The sequence below is a fragment of the Novipirellula artificiosorum genome, assembly GCF_007860135.1.
Lineage (GTDB): Bacteria > Planctomycetota > Planctomycetia > Pirellulales > Pirellulaceae > Novipirellula_A > Novipirellula_A artificiosorum.
The window spans coordinates 154,698-173,782 of record NZ_SJPV01000003.1 but is presented as its reverse complement, the minus strand read 5'-3'; the positions used below and the strand labels follow the sequence as shown (position 1 = coordinate 173,782).

Annotated in this window: 20 protein-coding genes; 12 read left to right on the top strand and 8 right to left on the bottom strand. The window is 54.2% G+C overall.

Annotated features, from left to right (window positions below):
• Window positions 1-40: 40 nt before the first annotated feature.
• Genes Poly41_RS10125 through Poly41_RS10100 form a run of 6 tightly spaced genes read left to right on the top strand, consistent with a single transcriptional unit; the run spans window position 41 to window position 4,897 of the window.
• A complete protein-coding gene (locus Poly41_RS10125; protein WP_146526060.1) occupies window positions 41-406 on the top strand; it encodes a hypothetical protein in 366 nt (121 codons plus the stop codon).
• Window positions 396-1,250 (top strand): hypothetical protein, encoded by an 855-nt coding sequence (locus tag Poly41_RS10120; RefSeq protein WP_146526058.1) that lies wholly within the window; start codon window positions 396-398, stop codon window positions 1,248-1,250. The genes Poly41_RS10125 and Poly41_RS10120 overlap by 11 nt, the downstream gene beginning before the upstream one ends.
• On the top strand, window positions 1,247-2,653 hold the full coding sequence (locus tag Poly41_RS10115) for a sulfotransferase (protein ID WP_231615563.1): 1,407 nt from the start codon (window positions 1,247-1,249) through the stop codon (window positions 2,651-2,653). Before Poly41_RS10120 ends, Poly41_RS10115 begins: the two co-directional genes overlap by 4 nt.
• Window positions 2,650-3,294, top strand: a complete 645-nt coding sequence (locus Poly41_RS10110; RefSeq protein WP_146526056.1) for a hypothetical protein — start codon at window positions 2,650-2,652, stop codon at window positions 3,292-3,294. The genes Poly41_RS10115 and Poly41_RS10110 overlap by 4 nt, the downstream gene beginning before the upstream one ends.
• The gene (locus Poly41_RS10105) at window positions 3,291-4,076 is read left to right on the top strand and encodes a glycosyltransferase family 2 protein (RefSeq protein WP_146526054.1); all 786 of its coding nucleotides are present in this window, start codon (window positions 3,291-3,293) and stop codon (window positions 4,074-4,076) included. The genes Poly41_RS10110 and Poly41_RS10105 overlap by 4 nt, the downstream gene beginning before the upstream one ends.
• Window positions 4,073-4,897: a radical SAM protein gene (locus Poly41_RS10100; protein WP_146526053.1), complete on the top strand. Its 825-nt coding sequence runs from the start codon at window positions 4,073-4,075 to the stop codon at window positions 4,895-4,897. The genes Poly41_RS10105 and Poly41_RS10100 overlap by 4 nt, the downstream gene beginning before the upstream one ends.
• 125 nt (window positions 4,898-5,022) lie before the next feature.
• Here Poly41_RS10100 and Poly41_RS10095 read toward each other — a convergent pair whose 3' ends face one another.
• Window positions 5,023-5,457: a hypothetical protein gene (locus Poly41_RS10095; protein WP_146526051.1), complete on the bottom strand. Its 435-nt coding sequence runs from the start codon at window positions 5,455-5,457 to the stop codon at window positions 5,023-5,025.
• 124 nt (window positions 5,458-5,581) lie between these two features.
• The gene (locus Poly41_RS10090) at window positions 5,582-6,121 is read right to left on the bottom strand and encodes a hypothetical protein (protein WP_146526049.1); all 540 of its coding nucleotides are present in this window, start codon (window positions 6,119-6,121) and stop codon (window positions 5,582-5,584) included.
• A gap of 289 nt (window positions 6,122-6,410) precedes the next feature.
• Here Poly41_RS10090 and Poly41_RS10085 point away from each other — a divergent pair, with 289 nt between their 5' ends.
• The 6 genes from Poly41_RS10085 to Poly41_RS10060 all read left to right on the top strand — a co-directional run bounded on the left by Poly41_RS10085 (window position 6,411) and on the right by Poly41_RS10060 (window position 14,796).
• Window positions 6,411-6,752, top strand: coding sequence for a hypothetical protein (locus tag Poly41_RS10085; protein WP_231615562.1), 342 nt, complete (start codon window positions 6,411-6,413; stop codon window positions 6,750-6,752).
• 417 nt (window positions 6,753-7,169) lie between these two features.
• The gene (locus Poly41_RS10080; protein WP_146526047.1) at window positions 7,170-7,880 is read left to right on the top strand and encodes a transposase; all 711 of its coding nucleotides are present in this window, start codon (window positions 7,170-7,172) and stop codon (window positions 7,878-7,880) included.
• Between the two features lie 176 nt (window positions 7,881-8,056).
• A complete protein-coding gene (locus tag Poly41_RS10075; RefSeq protein WP_146526046.1) occupies window positions 8,057-8,644 on the top strand; it encodes an ECF-type sigma factor in 588 nt (195 codons plus the stop codon).
• 88 nt (window positions 8,645-8,732) lie between these two features.
• Window positions 8,733-12,959, top strand: coding sequence for a protein kinase domain-containing protein (locus Poly41_RS10070; RefSeq protein WP_146526045.1), 4,227 nt, complete (start codon window positions 8,733-8,735; stop codon window positions 12,957-12,959).
• Between the two features lie 345 nt (window positions 12,960-13,304).
• Window positions 13,305-14,579, top strand: a complete 1,275-nt coding sequence (locus tag Poly41_RS10065) for a hypothetical protein (protein WP_146526043.1) — start codon at window positions 13,305-13,307, stop codon at window positions 14,577-14,579.
• 13 nt (window positions 14,580-14,592) lie between these two features.
• Entirely contained in the window at window positions 14,593-14,796 is a 204-nt protein-coding gene (locus Poly41_RS10060) for a hypothetical protein (RefSeq protein ID WP_146526042.1), read from the top strand.
• A 791-nt stretch (window positions 14,797-15,587) separates the two neighbouring features.
• Here the strand turns inward: Poly41_RS10060 and Poly41_RS10055 are convergent.
• The 6 genes from Poly41_RS10055 to Poly41_RS10030 form a co-directional block, all read right to left on the bottom strand.
• Window positions 15,588-15,902, bottom strand: a complete 315-nt coding sequence (locus tag Poly41_RS10055) for a TMEM14 family protein (protein ID WP_146526040.1) — start codon at window positions 15,900-15,902, stop codon at window positions 15,588-15,590.
• A 478-nt stretch (window positions 15,903-16,380) separates the two neighbouring features.
• Window positions 16,381-16,659, bottom strand: coding sequence for a VOC family protein (locus Poly41_RS10050; RefSeq protein ID WP_146526038.1), 279 nt, complete (start codon window positions 16,657-16,659; stop codon window positions 16,381-16,383).
• Between the two features lie 14 nt (window positions 16,660-16,673).
• Complete coding sequence (locus tag Poly41_RS10045; protein WP_146526037.1) at window positions 16,674-17,039, bottom strand: YciI family protein; 366 nt, start codon at window positions 17,037-17,039, stop codon at window positions 16,674-16,676.
• Complete coding sequence (locus tag Poly41_RS10040) at window positions 17,036-17,476, bottom strand: VOC family protein (RefSeq protein WP_146526035.1); 441 nt, start codon at window positions 17,474-17,476, stop codon at window positions 17,036-17,038. Before Poly41_RS10040 ends, Poly41_RS10045 begins: the two co-directional genes overlap by 4 nt.
• A gap of 55 nt (window positions 17,477-17,531) precedes the next feature.
• On the bottom strand, window positions 17,532-18,320 hold the full coding sequence (locus Poly41_RS34810; protein WP_146526034.1) for a YciI family protein: 789 nt from the start codon (window positions 18,318-18,320) through the stop codon (window positions 17,532-17,534).
• Window positions 18,321-18,452: 132 nt separating this feature from the next.
• Window positions 18,453-19,085 (bottom strand): RNA polymerase sigma factor (locus Poly41_RS10030; protein WP_315853732.1); only part of this gene is annotated, 633 nt, incomplete at its 5' end.

The window sequence follows — 19,085 nt, the reverse complement described above, 5'->3', positions numbered from 1 at the left end:
AGAAGTGCAGCCAAATCTCAACATGGAAAGGAGTCAGTTGATGTTAACTCTCAATAGCGGTGATGCCCGCACTGCCAGTTACACCGCGGACATCGAACTCTTTGCTGGCGGGCTTCGCGTTTACGCTCCTGGAAAGAGCTTTGAGCAGAATGACCCGTACGAGTTTGGCTGCTCGATCCACTGGATCAATAAGCAGACAGTCGAACTCAAAATCCTGCCGGAAACAATCAAACCGCCAGTTCTCTACCGTCAGGCAATCTGCAAAGCCCTTCGTGAACTGGGAGTCGAGACACTCCTTTGGAAGCGACGCACGAAGAAGGGCGAGCGGACTGTCAGACTAAAAACGTTGACGGGGCGATCGGCAAAAGCCAAGACTGATACTCAAGGAGTTACCGATGTCATTTGAAGTCCTTGACACTGAAACAGCGGACGTTGACCTCGTGACGGGCGCAACGGTATTGACCTATACTGCCACAGAACCCCGAGTCTGCTCCGTCTCAATCCGACTTGGAAACGGGGTCAAAGACCTCGACGGCAGCGGCGGCGACTTTGAAGTCACAATCTTCATTGACGGGAATGCCTGGTTGGGTGGCCCGGATGTGCAAGAACTCGGTAGCGAACCGCGAGCCCTCCTGCAAACCCAGTCTTTCGTCGTCCTGGCAGGCGAAGAAGTAACGGTCCAGATCAAGAGCCCCAACGTCGCAGATACGGATGTCGCCGTGGCGGTGTCATTGGTGAGTGAAGAATCAGCGAGCGTTTTGGATGTAACCGCCGCTCGTAACGATGTCATCGCCCATGGCGACATCACCTGGCTAACGCCCATCTATGATGACTCGTCCGTCCTTGAGGCCATTGGCAGCATCGACGCCAAACTGGTTGGCCGAGTCGTTACCTCGCAGCCAGTAGTCGGTGACGGTGAAATCTCGAGTCCTGTCATCATCGGCGACGACTATCTCTCACGCCATGCTCGCCATTTTCGCTGGAGTGTCACCCCACCACCGAATGTTGCCGTCGGCGATGCTTCCTGTCAATTCGGTGCAAGACACCAATCCTTGGGGGATTCCTTCTTGGTGGAAGGAACCGTGAGCGAAGAAGCAGACCAGTGGATGCTGGCATTCGATCTACCGCGTGTCGAAACCGATGGAATGCGGTCAGGCCAGTACGACTGGTCAGTGCAATTGAAAGACGAGCAAGGATCCGAGATCACGACGATCCGAGGCAAGTTGGAAATGAGGAGCAAACAAACGTGATCACGGAAGTCGAATCCAGTACAGCCACAAGTCAACTGTTACCGCCTGCAATCGTCGATCGATGTTTTCTCATTAACCTCGATCGCCGGGAGGATCGTTTGCGAGAATGGATGAGGCAACTGCCCCAGCCTTGGCCATTCCCAAAGCCCGAACGCTTCGCAGCGATCGACGGCCGCCGCGTCCCTACACCACCCCAGTGGCGTGCGGGCAATGGAGCATGGGGCTGTTACCGATCCCATGCCTTGATCCTGGAAAAGTGCCTCATTGAGGGGGGCGATTCCTACGTTGTCTTTGAAGATGACGCGGGGTTCATCGACGGATTCCCCAAGTTGTTCCATCAATATGTTGCGAGCTTGCCCACCGACTGGGGACTGGCCTACCTGGGCGGCCAGCACTTGTTCGCCGGCAAACACCCGCCTGTGAAAATCAATGATCAGGTCTTCCGGCCGTACAACGTCAACCGGACCCATGCCTTCATGGTCCGTGGACGCGAAGCGATGAAGACGATCTATCGCCATCTCCACGCCTCGGACTGGAAAACCAAGCATCATATCGATCATCACTTGGGACGATTGATCCAGCGACGCTATGAGCTGATGCAGGGCAAAAGTATCGAAAAGGAATCGGTCGCGGTTTACGCCCCCGATCGCTGGCTCGTCGGACAGCTTCCCACCAAGTCGAATATCTGTGGACGCAAGTGGGATCAAACGCGGTTCTTCAATGACGCTCGGAACGCCGATCACAGCGATACGCCGTTCTTCGCCGTCCTCGGTCCACATCGCAGTGGCACGTCATGCGTTGCGATGGTGATGCATCATCTTGGCGTCCACATGGGCAACCAGCTCGGCGGCTACGAAGCGACCGGAGGCGGCGAAGCAGTCGGTCTCGCCAATCTGTGTGAGAAGGCGATGCGTTTTCCCGCGACGGATCCGACGATTGCCGATGAGGAATTGGTTCGCCGTCTAAAGAGTTTTGTCATCAACAAGAAAGCGGAAGCCAAACGAGATAACACCGTGGCCGGCGGCAAGTATCCCCACCTGTGCCGATTCGCCGATCATCTGTACCAGGCAATTGGCGAGTCGCTGCGAATCGTCACCATCGACCGGCCAATCGAGGCCTCGATTCGTAGCTTGCAAGCTCGCAGCAAAAAGCACCGCGGCCAATGGTTCGCGGCCGACGATGAAACCTGCGACCGTCTTCAGCGTAGCCTTCTCGAACACCGCGAGCAGTTCATCCAGTCGCATCCCAACACTCCCGTCCATCGCGTTGACTTCCAAGTACTGTGCGACGATCCCCGAACGGAGGTCCAGGAGTTGGTTGACTTCTTAGGGATCAATCCGTCGGATGAGGAGTTTGACGCAGCGGTCGATCACGTCAACCCGGAACTTAGGAAACATGGATGACGGATTCTTCGGCTCCCCGCCTATGTCGAGACCAAGGAATTCTTTACGTTGCGATCGGCGAATCGATGCGTGAGCCACTTGCTCGTTCGATCCAGTCGGCGCACAAGCTTCTCGACTTACCCATCACGGTGGTCACCAACCTGGCCGACGTCGAGGATGCGGACGAGATTGTATTTGTGACCTGGCCAGGCAATTCTGGCTACGCGGTGAAACCGGCCTTCATCCCGCGGTTGCCATACACTCGGACGATGTTTCTTGATACCGACACCGTCATCAAACGCAGTGACGCGGCGTCGCCGCTACGGCTGCTCACCGACAACTACGGATACCACGCTGCTGCCATTCACGGACTTTCTCGCAGGTTCCAGCATGTCGATGTGTTGCCATGCACACCCAGTTGTAATTCCGGTGTCTTGTTCCTGCGCCACTCGCCCGTGGTGCAACAGGCCATGCAGCTCTGGCAAGCACTTTACCCAGGCTACGGCGCCGACGAAACCTACCTGACACGAGCGTTGCTTCAGTCCAAAGTGCCAACTTACTGGCTGCCGTGCGAATGGAACTACCGAGGAGCAGGACTTGGGAAACAGCACCATGTGCGTATCGAGCATCTTTCTCGCACCAAGGAGGCCACTCAGCTGTGAAGCTTGATCAAATCACCTTCACGATCAAAACGATTCATCGTCCTTGGGCGTGCCTTCGATTGATCGAGTCCATACGCAAGTATGCACCAGGTGCAAAGATCCATCTGCTGGATGATGGCAAGCCACGATTGAGGTTCTCCGCAAGATACCCGGATACCGTGCGGTCACTGGACCGGCTCATCCAGACGCGATTCGACATCGGAATCTCCGCTGGCCGCAACCGGCTTCTTGATTCTGTCGAAACCCCGTACTTCGTGCTGCTTGATGATGACCATGTTCTCACCAAATCCTCGAACGTTCCCTTAATGCTGGAAAAGCTGCTGGGGATCGAGGACCGTTGTGATCTGCTGGCGTTCGGCGGCGGGTCGGTGGCACGCTGTTTCGTCAAGAGCAGCGACCGCATCATGTATGCCGACGTCGCGCATCGAGGAAACGAAGGTGACATCTACTGGTGCGATATTGTCATCAATGGGTTCCTGGCAAAAACCGAGGCTTGTCGCAAGATCCGCTGGGCCAGTGCGCTGAAAACGTGTGAACACTGGGACTTCTTCTTACGGGCAGTGTACTCAGGCATGCAAGTCGCGTTGGCAAAAGAGCACGGCATCGATCATCTGCACGTCAGCAACAAAAACTACGATCCAATGCGACGCCGCAGCCATTTTCGGCAAATCGCACTAACACGGCACAAGCTACGTGGCTTCAAGTGGGAAAGCCCACCCGACGGAGTTGTCGTGCATGACGTCAAGACGCGGATGCTCGACGAACGAAAGGACGCAACATGATCCACTGTCGATCCCTTGAATTTCATGTCGTTCATGGTTGTAATCTCTCGTGCCAACAGTGTTCACACTATTCAAACTTTCTCCGTGGCGGCATTGTGACCGTCGAAGAAGCTCGAGAGAATTTCGATGCTTGGTGCAAACGCATTCAGCCGCGGCGGTTCACGATTCTCGGTGGCGAACCCACGTTGAATCCAAACCTATGCCGAATCCTCGTCATGGGACGTTGGAAGTTTCGACGCTCGAAGCGACTGCTGGTCACCAACGGGTTCTTCCTCCATCGCCATCCAGAGTTACCGAAGGTCCTGATCAATCAAGGCTACAAGCTTGAGATCTCGCAGCATGGCACATCATCAGACTATCTGGAGAAGTTTGCAGCGGTTCAAGAAACGATCGCGAAATGGCGCCGCGATCATCCAAGGTTACGAATCGGGGTTCGCCAATCCCATTCCGGTTGGCGACGCCAGTACAACATGGTCGACGGCAAGGCATTGCCGATCCTCTCAAATCCACGCGACGGCTGGAAGGCCTGCATCCAAAAGCATTGTACGCAATTGCACCTGAGTTGCCTATGGAAATGCCCGGCCCTAGCGTACCATAGCCAGTTAGAACGCAAACTAGAACTTCAAAACATCCCCGCCTGGCAACTCTTCCGCGACTACCAAGCGATCCCGCCCACCACAACCGACGCCGAAATCCGCCAATTCTTCGCCACCAAAGAAATTCCCCAATGCGGCCTCTGCCCCGACCATAAGATCCCATTCCTGCACGCTGATCCCACAGTTCATGAAGTTGGTTTGCCGGTCGTCACTTCTATTGCATAGGCCGTGAAGACTTATCCCATACGCAATGGGATGCGTCGCGAGTCATTCATCCGGGCTTCTTGAACAGACGCCTTGAACTTCGGTTCGCACCTCGCGACGTCAAGGTTTTATTGGTTAGATGGCCATTATAAATTGAGGGCATTTAGAAAAAACGATAAGTTGGGTGCGATTTCCACCCACCGACTGTGCTTATTGTCTTCATGCCAGCGGTAGTGAATGATGCGAGGGTTCACGGTCGACGTTCGATAATCGAGGGCGAATGGCGCATCGAATCCTATGCCGACGTCACCGATGAGTACAGTTTTCGAGGGTTCCATATCCCCGGGTGAGTGCGCGCTGTCGGCATTGCCTCGAAAACAAGAGCCGTCTACCGCTAGCGAGAGCCACCAACTGGTTTCCTTCTCCATTTGGGAAGTGGAATAGAACGTCACCCCTGAATGTTCGTCGACAAAGGTGTCGAACACGCTGCGGTCATCGGGTGGACACCACCTGTTCGACCCAATGAGTGCAACCAGCAACGCGGGCAAGTCGAGTGAATTCACATGTGTGACAGATGCCATATTGGGCCATCTAACGACGGGGATCAGCGGGAACCGGGAGTTGAGCATCCAATCGTGAAAACGAACCATCGATCATCCGTTGCATCCGATGATTCCGCCACATGTTTCGTCTAGCAACAGGAAACTATGGTTTATCGACGCGTTTGTACACATCGTGGTAGTGAGGCAATTCTTCGCCATCGAGGTGCGCCGTTCCGTCACCGATCCAGACATTTCCACCCTCTTCGAAGACAAGTGTGCCAGAACCCTTTAGCTTCTTCCCATCGGTCTGGGCACTAACATGTTTCCAGTGCCAAGTCTCATTCGCCTTCCAATAGGTTGTTGTAGAGGTCGTGCCAGCAGAGCTTATTCGCACTGCCTTAATGGTCTTTGTATCCACGTCCCAAAAGTAGATGGACTTTGTCAGTCCTTCGGCGATCAATTCGTCTTCGATCAACGCGTGCTTGTTCGCCGTCCATTTTATGGTGGTGTATCCGTTTACCTTTTCGCCCTGTTTCTTGCTGAATTCAGGCCAATCAGCGATGAGCGTGATTTGTGACGCCCAACGGCCTACCAGTTGGTTACCCAATTCGGAAAACTGTTCCGGCGTCGATGTTTGTGCGTGCGCCGGCAATGCAGTGAGAGAAAACGCAACGACACACAATGGTAGCAACCGGTAAGTCATGATCTGTCTCCGTAGATAGTGGATGGGAGGGTTAAGCGTCCGACGAAGATTGCGTGACAAAAATTGTTTATCACCATAGGGACCGGTGATATTCCCTTTCAGGGACCTACTCTCACCGGTTCCCAACGTCCGAACATTATCGACGGTTCGAATGTCCACGTCAAATTAGTAGTGGCATGATTGAGACCAGCCAACTGCGGTGAAATGACGCATCGGCGTGTCCCTTATCAACGCCAGTCTTCGGCGCGATCGACGATTCTGCAACCGTTTCCCTGTCGGGTTGCAACGAGTGCGAAACCACCAACGAACAATCCTCGCCCAATCGCTGCCAGTCGCTATCGACAGCGAGAGCTGGATTACCTCGGGACGCCGATACGACCACGGCCAAAACGGCTCAACCGGCGTGTTGCCCCATTGGGAGAAGTTCAAGAAGACACAACGTGGACACGGCATCGCAGATCCAAAGTTAGTCTGCATCGACATTCAACCCTACGGAACCAGCCAGGCTCCAGAGCGAGACGACATCCTGAACATCGGCGGCTTCAGTGACGCAGTGTTCAACGTCTGCTCATCGTTCCTTGAGAACGACGCATCCCGATTCGTCCGCGAAGTGGAATCCGTCGAACTGTAAGTCGAAAGACGAACTGAAACCCGAAACGCCCGCGGAGGAGCAAACCCACGCGGGCGTTTTTTTTCCGACACTTCTCGCTAATCGCCACCACGACTGGATTCGGTATGGACACGAAAAAACCTGATTGCTTTTATTTGGTTTTCTGAAGACACAAAAAAAGGAACCAGGCATGGATGCTAAAAAACACCCACCAGAAAGATACGAGAATCCTGTCATCCGCGAAAGGCAGCTTGCCCAAAATGTGGAAAACTTGGGCGACGTAGACGGATTCGAGTTCGTCGTGTCCGCTCGATAGCATTTCAGCAAGAACTCTTCAGAGAAGTCCACTATGGCGAATACGCGGCGAAGTGCGACTGCTGCAAGACCTTCCGCACGTCTCCCGACGATATCGAACCCAAGGCCAGATACGACAACAAGGTGCGGCAGGCAGTCATTGATCGCATTTTGGTCGACAAGCTCAACACGACCTCCGTTGCCCAAGCCATGGAGCGAGACTTCTTGCTCAAGTTGTCCACCGGATTTCTCTACGACTGTTTGGAATACGCGATTCGTAAATTTGATGGCGCGGAGTTTCGTGCCAAGGTTCTGAGCGAATTTTCCGGCTCGCTTTGTGTCGACGAAATTCATCTTGGTCACCGAGTCGTTTTGCTCGCCAGCGATCCGGTTTCGGACAATCCGGTTGCCTGTGCGTTGGTTTCCAAGAACGATGGGGCGCACATGTTGAGGTTCTTGCAAAACCTGAAAAACCATGGGTTCTCACCCGAAACCGTGATCTCGGATCGCTCGCCGCTGTATCCCAAAACGATCGCCCAGGTCTGGCCCGAAGCCAACCATCAGCTTTGCGTTTTTCATGTGATTTCCGAAGTGAACGATCATGTGCTTGATGCCGTTCGCGAGGTCAGGCGGGTGATCAAACCCAAGCGAGTCAAGAAAGGAAGAGGACGGCCAAGCAAACGCAATCGCGCTCGGGTGAAGAAACTCAAGGAGCAACGCGAACAAGCCGACCGTCTGTTCCGGCGACGACGAACGATCGTCCGTCACATCCTGCTCCAGTTTGGAAACTGGATGAAACGCAAAGAAAACAGGGCCGAAATGGCCGCGCAACCAATCAACCAAGGTGGCGATTAGCGAGAAGTGTCAAAGTATTTGCGTGATATCCGACGAGCACAGGAGCATAGTGAAGTTCATCCCGAATGGGTTTTGAGTTTGAGTAACTCACTTCGCTTGTCTCTGATCTGGATACTTGTTTCTTTCCCCGTGGGGGCGGACAATATCGGACACCCAAATGAATCGGGTATCCCACCATGAGTGACGTCACACAAATCCTTCGGCAAATCGAAGACGGCGACGACCAAGCCGCTGAGAAGCTGCTGCCGCTGGTCTATGACGAGCTGCGCAAGCTAGCCGCGGTTAAGATGGCCCAAGAAAAGCCAGGGCAGACCTTGGATCGAACAGCACTGGTCCATGAGGCTTACATACGGCTTGTCGATGTCGCGGAGACGCGGCATTGGGATTCGCGTGGGCACTTCTTTTCGGCGGCCGCGATCGCGATGCGCCGCATTCTGGTTGAGCAGGCAAGACGCAAACGACGACAAAAACGAGGAGGCGAATGGCATCGGATTTCACTCCGGCAAATTGAATTGCCTTGCGGATTACCCGTGGATGACTTGCTCGCCTTAGATGAAGCGATCGAGAAGCTGGAACATGAATCTGCTGAAAAAGCCAAAGTCGTGCAGCTCCGTTTCTTCGTGGGCATGAACCACGAAGAAATCGCCAAGGCTTTAGGGGTCTCCGTCGTAACCGTAGGCAGGAACTGGCGTTATGCGCGCGCCTGGCTACGTCGCGAATTGCACGGAGGAGCGGAAGGCGACGAAAGCGAGGACTTTCATTGAACCGAGTTGAAAATTCTTTTCAGAATTCGTGATCGCTTTTCCGTACGAACGTCGCATTGTTCTATGTGAATCCTTACGGAGACCTACTGTGGCCACAACACGACTCAAAAAAGACGAAATCTTCAACGCCGCTGCCGAAATCGATGACTTGGAGAAGCGTGCCGCTTACATCGATCAGGCATGTGGCGAAGACGTAGAACTAAGAACCGAAGTCGAGGGTCTTTTACGATACGACGATACCAAGGATAGCTTTCTTGATTGGTCCGCTCCAGGACTAGGCCTGCACAACGACCAAGCCATTTCCGAACAGGTTGGTGGCAGGATCGGTCCCTACACGCTACGCAAACTGTTGGGTGAAGGTGGGATGGGGGTGGTCTTTCTGGCCGAGCAAGAACAGCCGATCCGACGCCAAGTGGCATTGAAAGTCATCAAGCCGGGGATGGACACCAAGAACGTGATCGCCCGTTTTGAGGTCGAGCGGCAGGCACTGGCGATGATGGATCACCCCAACATCGCCCATGTCCTCGACGTTGGCACGACCGAGTTCGGGCGGCCTTACTTCGTGATGGACCTTGTTCCTGGCGTTGCGGTGACCGATTACTGTGATCGACACAAATTGTCCACCCCCGAACGCCTGAAGCTTTTCGTGTCAATCTGCCAGGCGGTCCAGCACGCACATCAAAAGGGGATCATTCATCGTGACATCAAACCGTCGAACGTATTGGTTACGCTGAATGAAGATCTGCCGGTCGCCAAGATCATCGACTTCGGTTTGGCCAAAGCGATCAATCAACGACTCAGTGACGTGACAGCGAACACACAAGTCTCTCAGATCGTGGGCACACCAAAGTACATGAGTCCGGAACAGGCGGATTTGTCGAGCACGGACATCGACACCCGTAGCGACGTCTATTCACTCGGAGTGCTGCTGTATGAATTGCTGACCGGTACAACGCCATTTTCCCAGCAACAATTGGACGACGCGGGTTTCATCGAGATGCGGCGCATCATCCGCGAACAAGAGCCGACTCGCCCCAGCAATCAAGTTAGCACGTTCGGCGCTCAGGAATTGTCAACCATCGCGGACGAGCGAGGCGAAGACCCAAGTCATTTGTGTCACATTCTGCGCAGCGAACTGGACTGGATTGCGATGAAAGCGCTCGAAAAGGACCGTGATCGTCGCTACGAATCGGCCAGTGCTTTCGCCGCGGATGTGCAGCGTTACCTCGCCGGCGAGGCGGTCGAAGCCTGTCCGCCGTCGACGACCTACCGGTTAAAGAAGTTTGCTAGGCGAAACCGAGTCGCGATTCTGACGGCTTCCCTGATCGCTTGCTCGATGTTGATCGGAACGGGCGTCAGTGTTCGGCAGGCGAGCCGGGCCATCGAGGCTGAGGGTATGGCTAGTGCAAACCTCGTTCAAGCGAGGAAAGATCGTGCCGATGCTCTCGACGCCTGGGCTATTGCCAAGAAGCTAGAACAAGTGGCCAAACAGCAACGGAACGCTGCGTTGTTGAACCAGTATTACTCAGAGATCGTTTCCGGTCAGATTGATCAGCAACAGGGTGAAACAGAGCGGCTTGAACAGAAGTTGATCCGTCATTTGCCGTTCTTGGACCAGGAGGATCGTCGCGGGTGGGAGTGGTATTATCTTTTCTCCTTATGTCATCCAGAAACACGAACCTTCTTCTATTACCCTTCCGGTGGTGAATCGAACGCGACGTGGAGCCCGGATGGCAAATACATCGCGATTGCCGGAATGGTCGTCAGCGCGGAGACAGGCGAATGTTTTCGCAGCCTTGTGCCATCCCGGCTTATAAGGATGCGTGGATGTTGGAGCCCGGACAGTCAGATGTATGCCTGGGGAACTTGCAGCGATGACAGTTGCATCTATATCTGGAATCGACAATCCGACGAACTCACAGAATTACGTGGGCACACGTCGAGCGTCTGGTGCGTCAACTGGAGCCCCGATAGCAAGCAGCTAGCGTCTGGAGGCATGGACAAGGAAGTATGGATTTGGGACGTCGCGGCAGGGGCACCGATTAAGAAGTTCGAGGCAGTCGATTTTGTTTCGGATCTCGCCTGGAGTCCCGACGGCGAGATGTTGGCCGCGAGCACCAAATGGCACGACGTGAAAGTATGGAATCCGAAAACTGGGGAGCTCGTCGCGTATCTTGAGGATTTGGGCGAACGCGGTGTTGGCTACCGAGTTCAACTCTCTTGGCATCCTGAAAGCAACCAGCTGGCAGTAAGCACCACGGAAGGCTGGTTCCTGGTGCGACGGTCCGATTGGACTGTGATACGGCGAGAAGATCGAGAGCAGGCACGGGGCTATGCCGTTGCTTGGCGCCCCGACGGTAGAAAAATAGCAGTAGCAAACAGCGGATTCATGTCTATCTTGAATCCCGCTGACGACAAAGCTGCACCAGCATTGTACGGCCCCATGGGGTCAGTATCGTCTGTCGCGTGGAGCCCGGACTCACAGCAGTTGGTGACGGCTGACGATGATGGATACTTGATGACTTGGGACTTAAACTTGCCGTTCCAACCACCTGTTCTGTCCACAGGCAACCCAATTCAGTTACTTTCATGGCTACCAGACAGTGAAACGATCGTCGCAGTTGATGCGATCGAGCATTCGACATCCTTCTGGGGTGCAACCGATGGAAGTCGGCGAAAGGTCGAACCAGCACTTGCTGACGGGCTAACGCATTGGGGGCCTGACCGCCGTCTCGTTGCTTGCCTCCCCAAAGACAACCGAAAAGACATTCGGATTCTTGACGGAACGACTGGGGCAGTCCATTCAATATGGGAGCAAGATTCTGACGATCGAGTCCAAGGCGTCGCCTGGTCCAGGGACGGGACGAAGCTTGCTATTAGAATAGGTATCGGCGCGAGAACGAGCGTGGAACTGTGGGATGTTGACCACGAAAAACGAATTTCCATTTGGCGTCACGCGGGGGTTCCTTCTCATCGCGATATCTCAAACGCGATGGCTTGGTGTCCGGATGGAACTCGAATCGCCATCCCCGCGCTAGGTCAGGAAGGTGACGACGGCGGTCCGGCATATCGGCCGCATGTGTATATAGTGGATGTCTCACGTGGCGTCACCATTCTGAAACACATGCTTGCGGCTCAGCGGGGTCCGATCGTAACTAGCCTCGCCTGGAATCCAGATAGCCAAACGTTTATCGCGGGCACCGACAGAGGAACTGTCGAGGCTGTTGATGTCGACTCAGGGCTAACTCGATACAGCAATCGACTTTCAGACACACCGGTTCGCTTTCTCGCATGGAGCCCCGACGGTCGGCGGATTGTCTCGGCTTCAGAAGACGGCATGGTCAAGGTGTGTGCGGCAGGCAACGGACAAGATCTTCTGCGATTCCAACTTGATGATGGCGTCGGACAGGTAATCTGGAGCCCAGACGGCAAGCGTCTGGCGGCCGCCACCGACAGCGGAGAGATTCACGTGTGGGACGCCACGAAGGCATACGAATATTCCGAGCAGGGGAGTAAAAGAGGAGAGTTGGCCTGGGCATACTATCGATCACCACGACAAACAAGTGATGCCGACGAGGAAGCTCGATTGCGGAAAGTGTTAAAGCTTGCACCGGATAGCCTTAGTTTCTGGCAGCTTCGCGGGCATGCCAGCGCAAAAATCGGTGACTTTGAGAGGGCGTCACAGGAGTTCGCTAAAGCCATCGGACCTGGGCTTCGTCGGTCTTTCCATGCTGCTATGTGGTATGGCCAGTCGCTGCTCGGTGCCGGGAAACCACAAGCCTATCGTCGGCACTGCGACGCATTGCTGAAAGCGTTTGCAAACACAGAAGTTCCTTCCTCCGGTATGCATGTAGCTTGGCTATGCGTCCTGATAGAGAACAGTCAACTGGATAGCGAGACGGTTCTTCGCTTAGCCCGCGCGGAATTGAATGGTGTTGGTGGATATCAATCTAAACTTTGCCTAGGAGCAGCCTTTTACCGAAACGAGCAGTTTAAGGCCGCTGCCGACATGTTAACAGAAGTGGCCGATCAAATCGAATCTTCATCAGATCCTAACCAACATGGCAATTTGGCATGTTCACTCTATTTCCTGGCGATGGCGCGCCAACGCTTGGGGCACGTGTACCAAGCTCGTCAGGTTCTCGCGGACGCAACGGAAATCAAACAAAAAATCCCAGCTACTTCATCCTGGACCAAACGCGTCGAGTTGAAGGTGTTGGATCAAGAAGCGAGGGCATTGATTCATGCGGCCGGGGAAATTCGGTCCACCGATATGCCAGACCTCCAAACCGAGGAGCCAAAGTACGTCCCTTAATCCACTCTACGAAAGCTATACAAAAAAGCGCCCGGCGAGGTTGGCGACGGCAATCACGACCCTCGCCGGGCAAGACATCTCCCCACGCGGCTCGTTTTGCGTGCCCGTGGGAACATGGCCTTTTGCATTATAGCTAAGTAGGCCAGGACTTGTCCTGGCAATTCGAACGCGTGCCAGGACAAGTCCTGGCCTACGTGAACAACGTAACGAATCAAGAAAGCGGCCGGTGAGCAACAGCCGCGAAGCAACCACTCACCGGCCTGATGCGACCCAGGACGCTTGGTCTGCGCGTTTCCGGGGCGCGTCCATTTCATTGTACTGCAGACCAAACAGGGAGATAGACCGATGAAACGAGAAACGAGCTTGCCGTACCGCCACACGACTCGACCGCGTCGCTCAAGTCCTGGACGCGCCCATGTGATCGGAGGGTTGTCGATGACATTGATCATCGCCCTCTTGTTGGCAGTCTGTCTGCCACTGGAAACCTCGCTGGCCAAGAAGCCGACCACAGATCCAGATCCGCCTCCGGTGCTGTACCAGATCGACTTCTTTAATTTGCCCAATAACGGATACGGTTTGTTGGTCTTCGACATTAACAATTTTGGATGCGTTGTCGGCAGTTACGCCGAACTCCAAGACGCAGGTGAGAACCAATACGGTTTCGTCTACGACCATCCCGGATACCCGGATCGGGTCATCGATCTCAACGATCTTGATTACGACGAAAATGCAGGTATCCCCGACGGCTGGCAAATAACACATGTCTGGGGCATCAACGATTTAGGAGACATCGTCGCGAATCTTAAACGCAAGGATGAATCAAATAATCTGTGGCGAGCATGTGCCATCAACATGAATGTCACCCCACACCAGCTGATCGAGCTTAATCCGGACAATATCGGCATGCGCGATTGGGTTGCGGGAATCAACCTTTTAGGTGACATCGTCGTTTCGTACGAGGATGCTGACGGATGGTTTGAAGCATATCTGTACAACCTGTACGTCCCGGGGCTCTACGACGAAACCGAGATCCCAGTCGCTCTTGACCTCGGACGAATCACGTACCTCTCGATCAATGACAACCGTGAAATTGCGGGCCAATGGTACCCTGATGGTCCCGATGAGGATCGCATTGTTTTTCGCTGTCAGATAGACGACGACGGAGTCGCACTCCCCAAAGAAACGTTTCCGGAAATCGATAGCAACTATCTCTCGGTTAGTGAAATCAACAATAAGGGGGTCGTGCTTGGGAAATCGATATATTATCCAGGCAAAGGTCAAAAAACCGTGACCGCGTGCTTTCGAATCTACGAAAAACCGGAGTTCCTCGTGTTGCTCGACAAGACTGCACTGGGTTTTCCCGAATCGATCAACGACCAAGACGATTTCATCACTAACTACCTAATCTATCATGATCAACACGGTTACCTTCACCCAGATGAGTTGATCGATCTGACTGACTCTGATGATGCGGCGGACTGGTTCGGCAGTGATTTTTCCAGCATCTATGCGTTGAACAACCGAACGACGGATGATGGGTTCGGGCAAATCGCGGGTGTGATCTCCAATGATGGAGTCAAACGTGGCTTTGTGCTGACGCCCCGGCCACCAACTGATTGATGGATGTCAGGAGATGACACATCGACCGGCAACTCATGCTTTGCATGACAACGTGTCGGGGATGTCGGACAACCACCTCAACCAGCAAACACACAACAGTTCCCGAGTTCGTGCGACGATCGATCCTCAGGCCGTTGACCAACTCTATGTCATGGATGACGAAGACGACAGCGCCGGTTGGCTGGAGGAGGACTTGCTAGATCTGAGGTTGTCATAACCCAATCGATTTGTGGAACGCCCGCGGTGTACGCAATCAATTGACGCACCCTGGGTCACCGATTGCTCGACACACCCAAACCAGAAAGGGTTTTGCAAATGACATAGCAGCTGACGAGACAAAGCAAGCTAAGTAGGCCAGGACTTGTCCTGGCAATTCGAACGCGTGCCAGGACAAGTCCTGGCCTACGTGAACAACGTAACGAATCAAGAAAGCGGCCGGTGAGCAACAGCCGCGAAGCAACCACTCACCGGCCTGATGCCACCCCCAGGGCGTTTGGTCAGCGAGCTCCGGGGAGAGGCCATTTGATTCTACCGCAGGCCAGCTCGGGAGATAAACCGATGAACCGACATCTTCGCTTGCGTTACGACCGCGTCACTCGACCGCGCCACTCAACACGTCGCAGTTCATCTGTCATTGGAGGTTTGTTGACGATGCTGATCTTTGCCCCCTTGCTGGCCGTCTGTCTGCCACTGGAACCCTCGCTGGCCAAGAAACCGACCAAGCCTGATCCGCCGGAACCGCCAACGTCTCCAGTGCAGTGTAGTTTCCAGCTGTTGGAACTGCCCTGGAGATGGCAGTCAAAAAGGGGACCAGTGTGGCAGCCAAAACGGGCTCCACCCGAATGGTGGTAGCCAAAGGCGATCTCAATCAGGAAACACCGACGCGAGTTTTTGATTTGATCGACTCTCCGATTGGTTCCAGCCATTGAAGGACGACCAAAAGAGACGCGGGTCTTGAATGGACGCATGGAACCGACATCGCCCGCCGTCCGCTTTGATTCACGGGACCTATTTAAAAAAACTGAAAAGGAGCGTGCCGACGGTGATGAAACCCAGGACGACCACCAGCAGGTTTGGCATTATCTTGAACTTCTTCAGCAACGAGGGGCCAAACTGGCCAATCAACAGTAGCGAAACAACTATCCCTAGAATTGCCCCTGCTGTAATGCCTCTCGCAATCAGAAACGCCGAGAGCAGAAGGAGTCCGCCAGTGATGCTGCCTGCGATCAAAGAAGCCTTGCTTGCAGCTTTGACATAGCCCATGACTCCTCCAAAGACGACAAAAGCTCCAAAGATTGCTGTCACGATTACCGGAAAGTCCACACAAGTCTCTTTAATTTAGATCGCGAAGTTCTGGCAGAAACGATTCAGCGGATTCGAACACAGATCCATCCACGCAAGCTGCCTTTCGCTGAATTGTAATGAGTCGCCCCCAAGGTGCCAGCCACGAAAGGCACCTCTAAGTATTTCGTACGACTCCCTCGCAGGACTCAAAGCTGCGTCCGGTGCTGCGTCCGGTGCCATCCATCATCTGGGCGCGGATTTCCGTGTCGATGCGTCACAAACCTCTGCACCGTTCAGCCTCAGTGAGAAAGCACTCCATCCTGCTCGCTCCATGAGTCATTGTGAACGGCTCTCCACCCACCGCATGACAACCAAGGACAGAGCCCTAAGGATAGGCGATTGCACTGGGAATCACTGGCTGAAAACGACCTGTCATCCCATCCGGTCGTAAGTCGTCTGTTCTTCACTACAAACTTGGCTGTCTTTTCGTGCTTCAGCAGGCTTAGTGCGGTCCGCCTCAGTGTGCTGAAATTCTCAACGTATCAATCTCGTCCTGGTCGTCACAAGCGACAGAAAATGAAAATGCATTGCTGAAGCCGAAGTCTTGTCCGGCGTTGAGAGCACAAACCGGCAAGCCGCCAAGCACGAAGTTGACGACGAGCACTCCGCTGGTCGCGGGATTGTTTTGGATACTCAAGATTTGCGAGTCCGGTATGACTGAGGTGTAAAACTCGGCAGCCTCTTTCGCTTGCGTCGTGAAGGTAAGCCACGGCGTCACTTTTGTTTCAATTTTCATGGATGCAATTTCATTCAATGAGTCGGTGATTGAGCTTGAGCGGGAAGTGGTTCGATCGGACGGATTTCGACAGTGCCTTTGCTTGCGGGAGGTAGCTTCGCGGCGATCGCGATGGCTTCATCGAGGTTGTCGACATCGAGTATGTAGTAGCCGCCAAGTTGCTCGGCGGTTTCGGCGAACGGGCCGTCGGTGATTTGTTTTTTGCCGTCACGCACTCGTACGCTGGTCGCTGTGGTGACGCTTCGTAGCGGAGCCGACTCGACCAACTTGCCTTGTTGCTTCAACTCCTCGCTGATTCTCGACGATTCGATCATGCAGGATTCATGCTGCTCTTGCGTCCAGTCGTCTTCGCTGCCGTAGATTAATAACATGTATTTCATGTTGAGGCTCCTTGGCCAGTTTCATCCTGAGAACTCGGCGGAATCGCAGCCGGGTCCATCCAAAGAGGTTCCCAAACGTGTCCATCGAGATCTGAAAAGAATCGACTGAACATGAAACCATGATCGAGAGACGGATTGATGTCGGCGGTTCCTCCATGTTCGCCGGCAAGTCGATTGATTGCATCGACCTCTGCTCGGCTGTCCAGATTGAAACACAGCATTACTTCGCTGGAAGTTGTCGAGGGAATAGGGCGGTCCGTAAACGTTTTCCACTTGTCGTGAGTCAGCAACATCACATAGATCGCGTCGCTCCAGACCATGCAGGCAGCCGTGTCGTCGGTGAAGTCAGGATTGTTGGTGAAGCCGACCGCTTCGTAGAAAGCCATCGACGCTTTCAAGTCGGCAACGGGCAGATTGACGAAGACGGATTTGCTCATGGATATTTCTCCGGGGCATCTAGGAGGTGCGAATTAGTCGTTCTTCTTTCGAGTGCTACGGAGTATGCAGCCCGAACATGTTGCCCTCGGTATCGATGCCGATCGCCATGAAACCGTACGGACCGATGGACGTCTTCGGACGCTCCAGCTTTCCGCCCGCCGCTTCAATCCGCGAGGCCTCAACGCCACAGTCTTCGCAACTGAAGTAAACCATCGTGCTGCCGCCACCAGCCTTGACGCCCTCCATTTTGCAAAGTGCACCGGACGCTCCTGGTGAGGTCATCGACATCGGAAAAGCCATCATCTGCAACTCGCTTGTCGGGGCTTCGAGCTTCTCGAGTTTGGTTTCCAGGACCGATTCGTAAAACCGTGTCGCACGCTCCAGGTCATCCACATAGATTTCAAACCACGGCACGGGATTGCATTTCTGCAACTGGAGCCGCATTTCCGACTCGCGTTCAAGCACTGAACCATCCGGATCGCTATCCGCAAAATCTTCGGCTTCGAAGAGCGGACGAATCTCAATTTCAGAATACTCTTTCATGGGATTGGGGCATTTCTTGACCCACTCGACCGCATGCTCCATCGAATCGACCTGCCACAGCCAGAATCCGGCGATCAACTCCGTCGTTTCAGCAAATGGCCCGTCGATCACGGTTCGCGACTCGCCCTCGAATCGGACACGCTTACCAACGGAGGTTGGCTTGAGGCCTTCGCCGGCTTTCATAATGCCCGCTTCGACGAGCTGTTCGTTGTACTGCCCCATCGCGCTGAGCAACTCTGCACTCGGCATTTCGCCCGCTTCGCTACTCGGAGTGGCTTTGATGATGATCATGACTCGCATGGCTTAGTCCCTGGTCAAGGAGCGTTCGGTGTGAGAAAGCGTGCCATCGTTGGCGGACGCACGAGAATTGGTCGAATGAGACCCAACCAAATCGACAACAGCGTCAAAAAGTTTTTCAAAAATCTTTGCCGATCAGAGCATCGAGCGACAGTCGGCCAGCTTTCGCCGCAAAAACCGCTGTTCGGCGGGGTTTTTGGTCATCGATTCAGCTCGCTCGAAGGCTTCGATTGCCAGTGCAATCTTGCTTGAGCGAACCAGCAACTCGCCACGAGCCGAGTGAGCCAATGCGTATCGGTCCAGTTCACCACCGTCGACGAGACGATCAATCAGGACAAGCCCGGCATCCGGGCCGCGCAGCATCGCGACGGCGACCGCACGGTTGAGTTCAATGACTGGCGATGGACGAACTCGGAGCAAGAGGTCATAGAGTGCGATGATTTGCGGCCAGTCGGTTTGATCGGATGATTCGGCGGTGGCATGCACCGCAGAAATTGCCGCTTGCAGCGTATAGAAACCGAAGCGACCAGAACGCAATGATTGCTCGACCAGGCGTTGGCCTTCATCGATCATCCCTCCGTTCCACCGGCGACGATCCTGATCTTGCAACAACACAATCTCGCCGGCCTCGTCGAATCTCGCTCCGCGACGTGATTCATGCAGTAACATCAACGCGAGCAGCCCCGTGACTTCGGAATCTGGTAGTAAATCAAGAAGCAACCGACAAAGTCGAATCGCCTCAACGGCCAATTCATTCAGGTCTTCGCT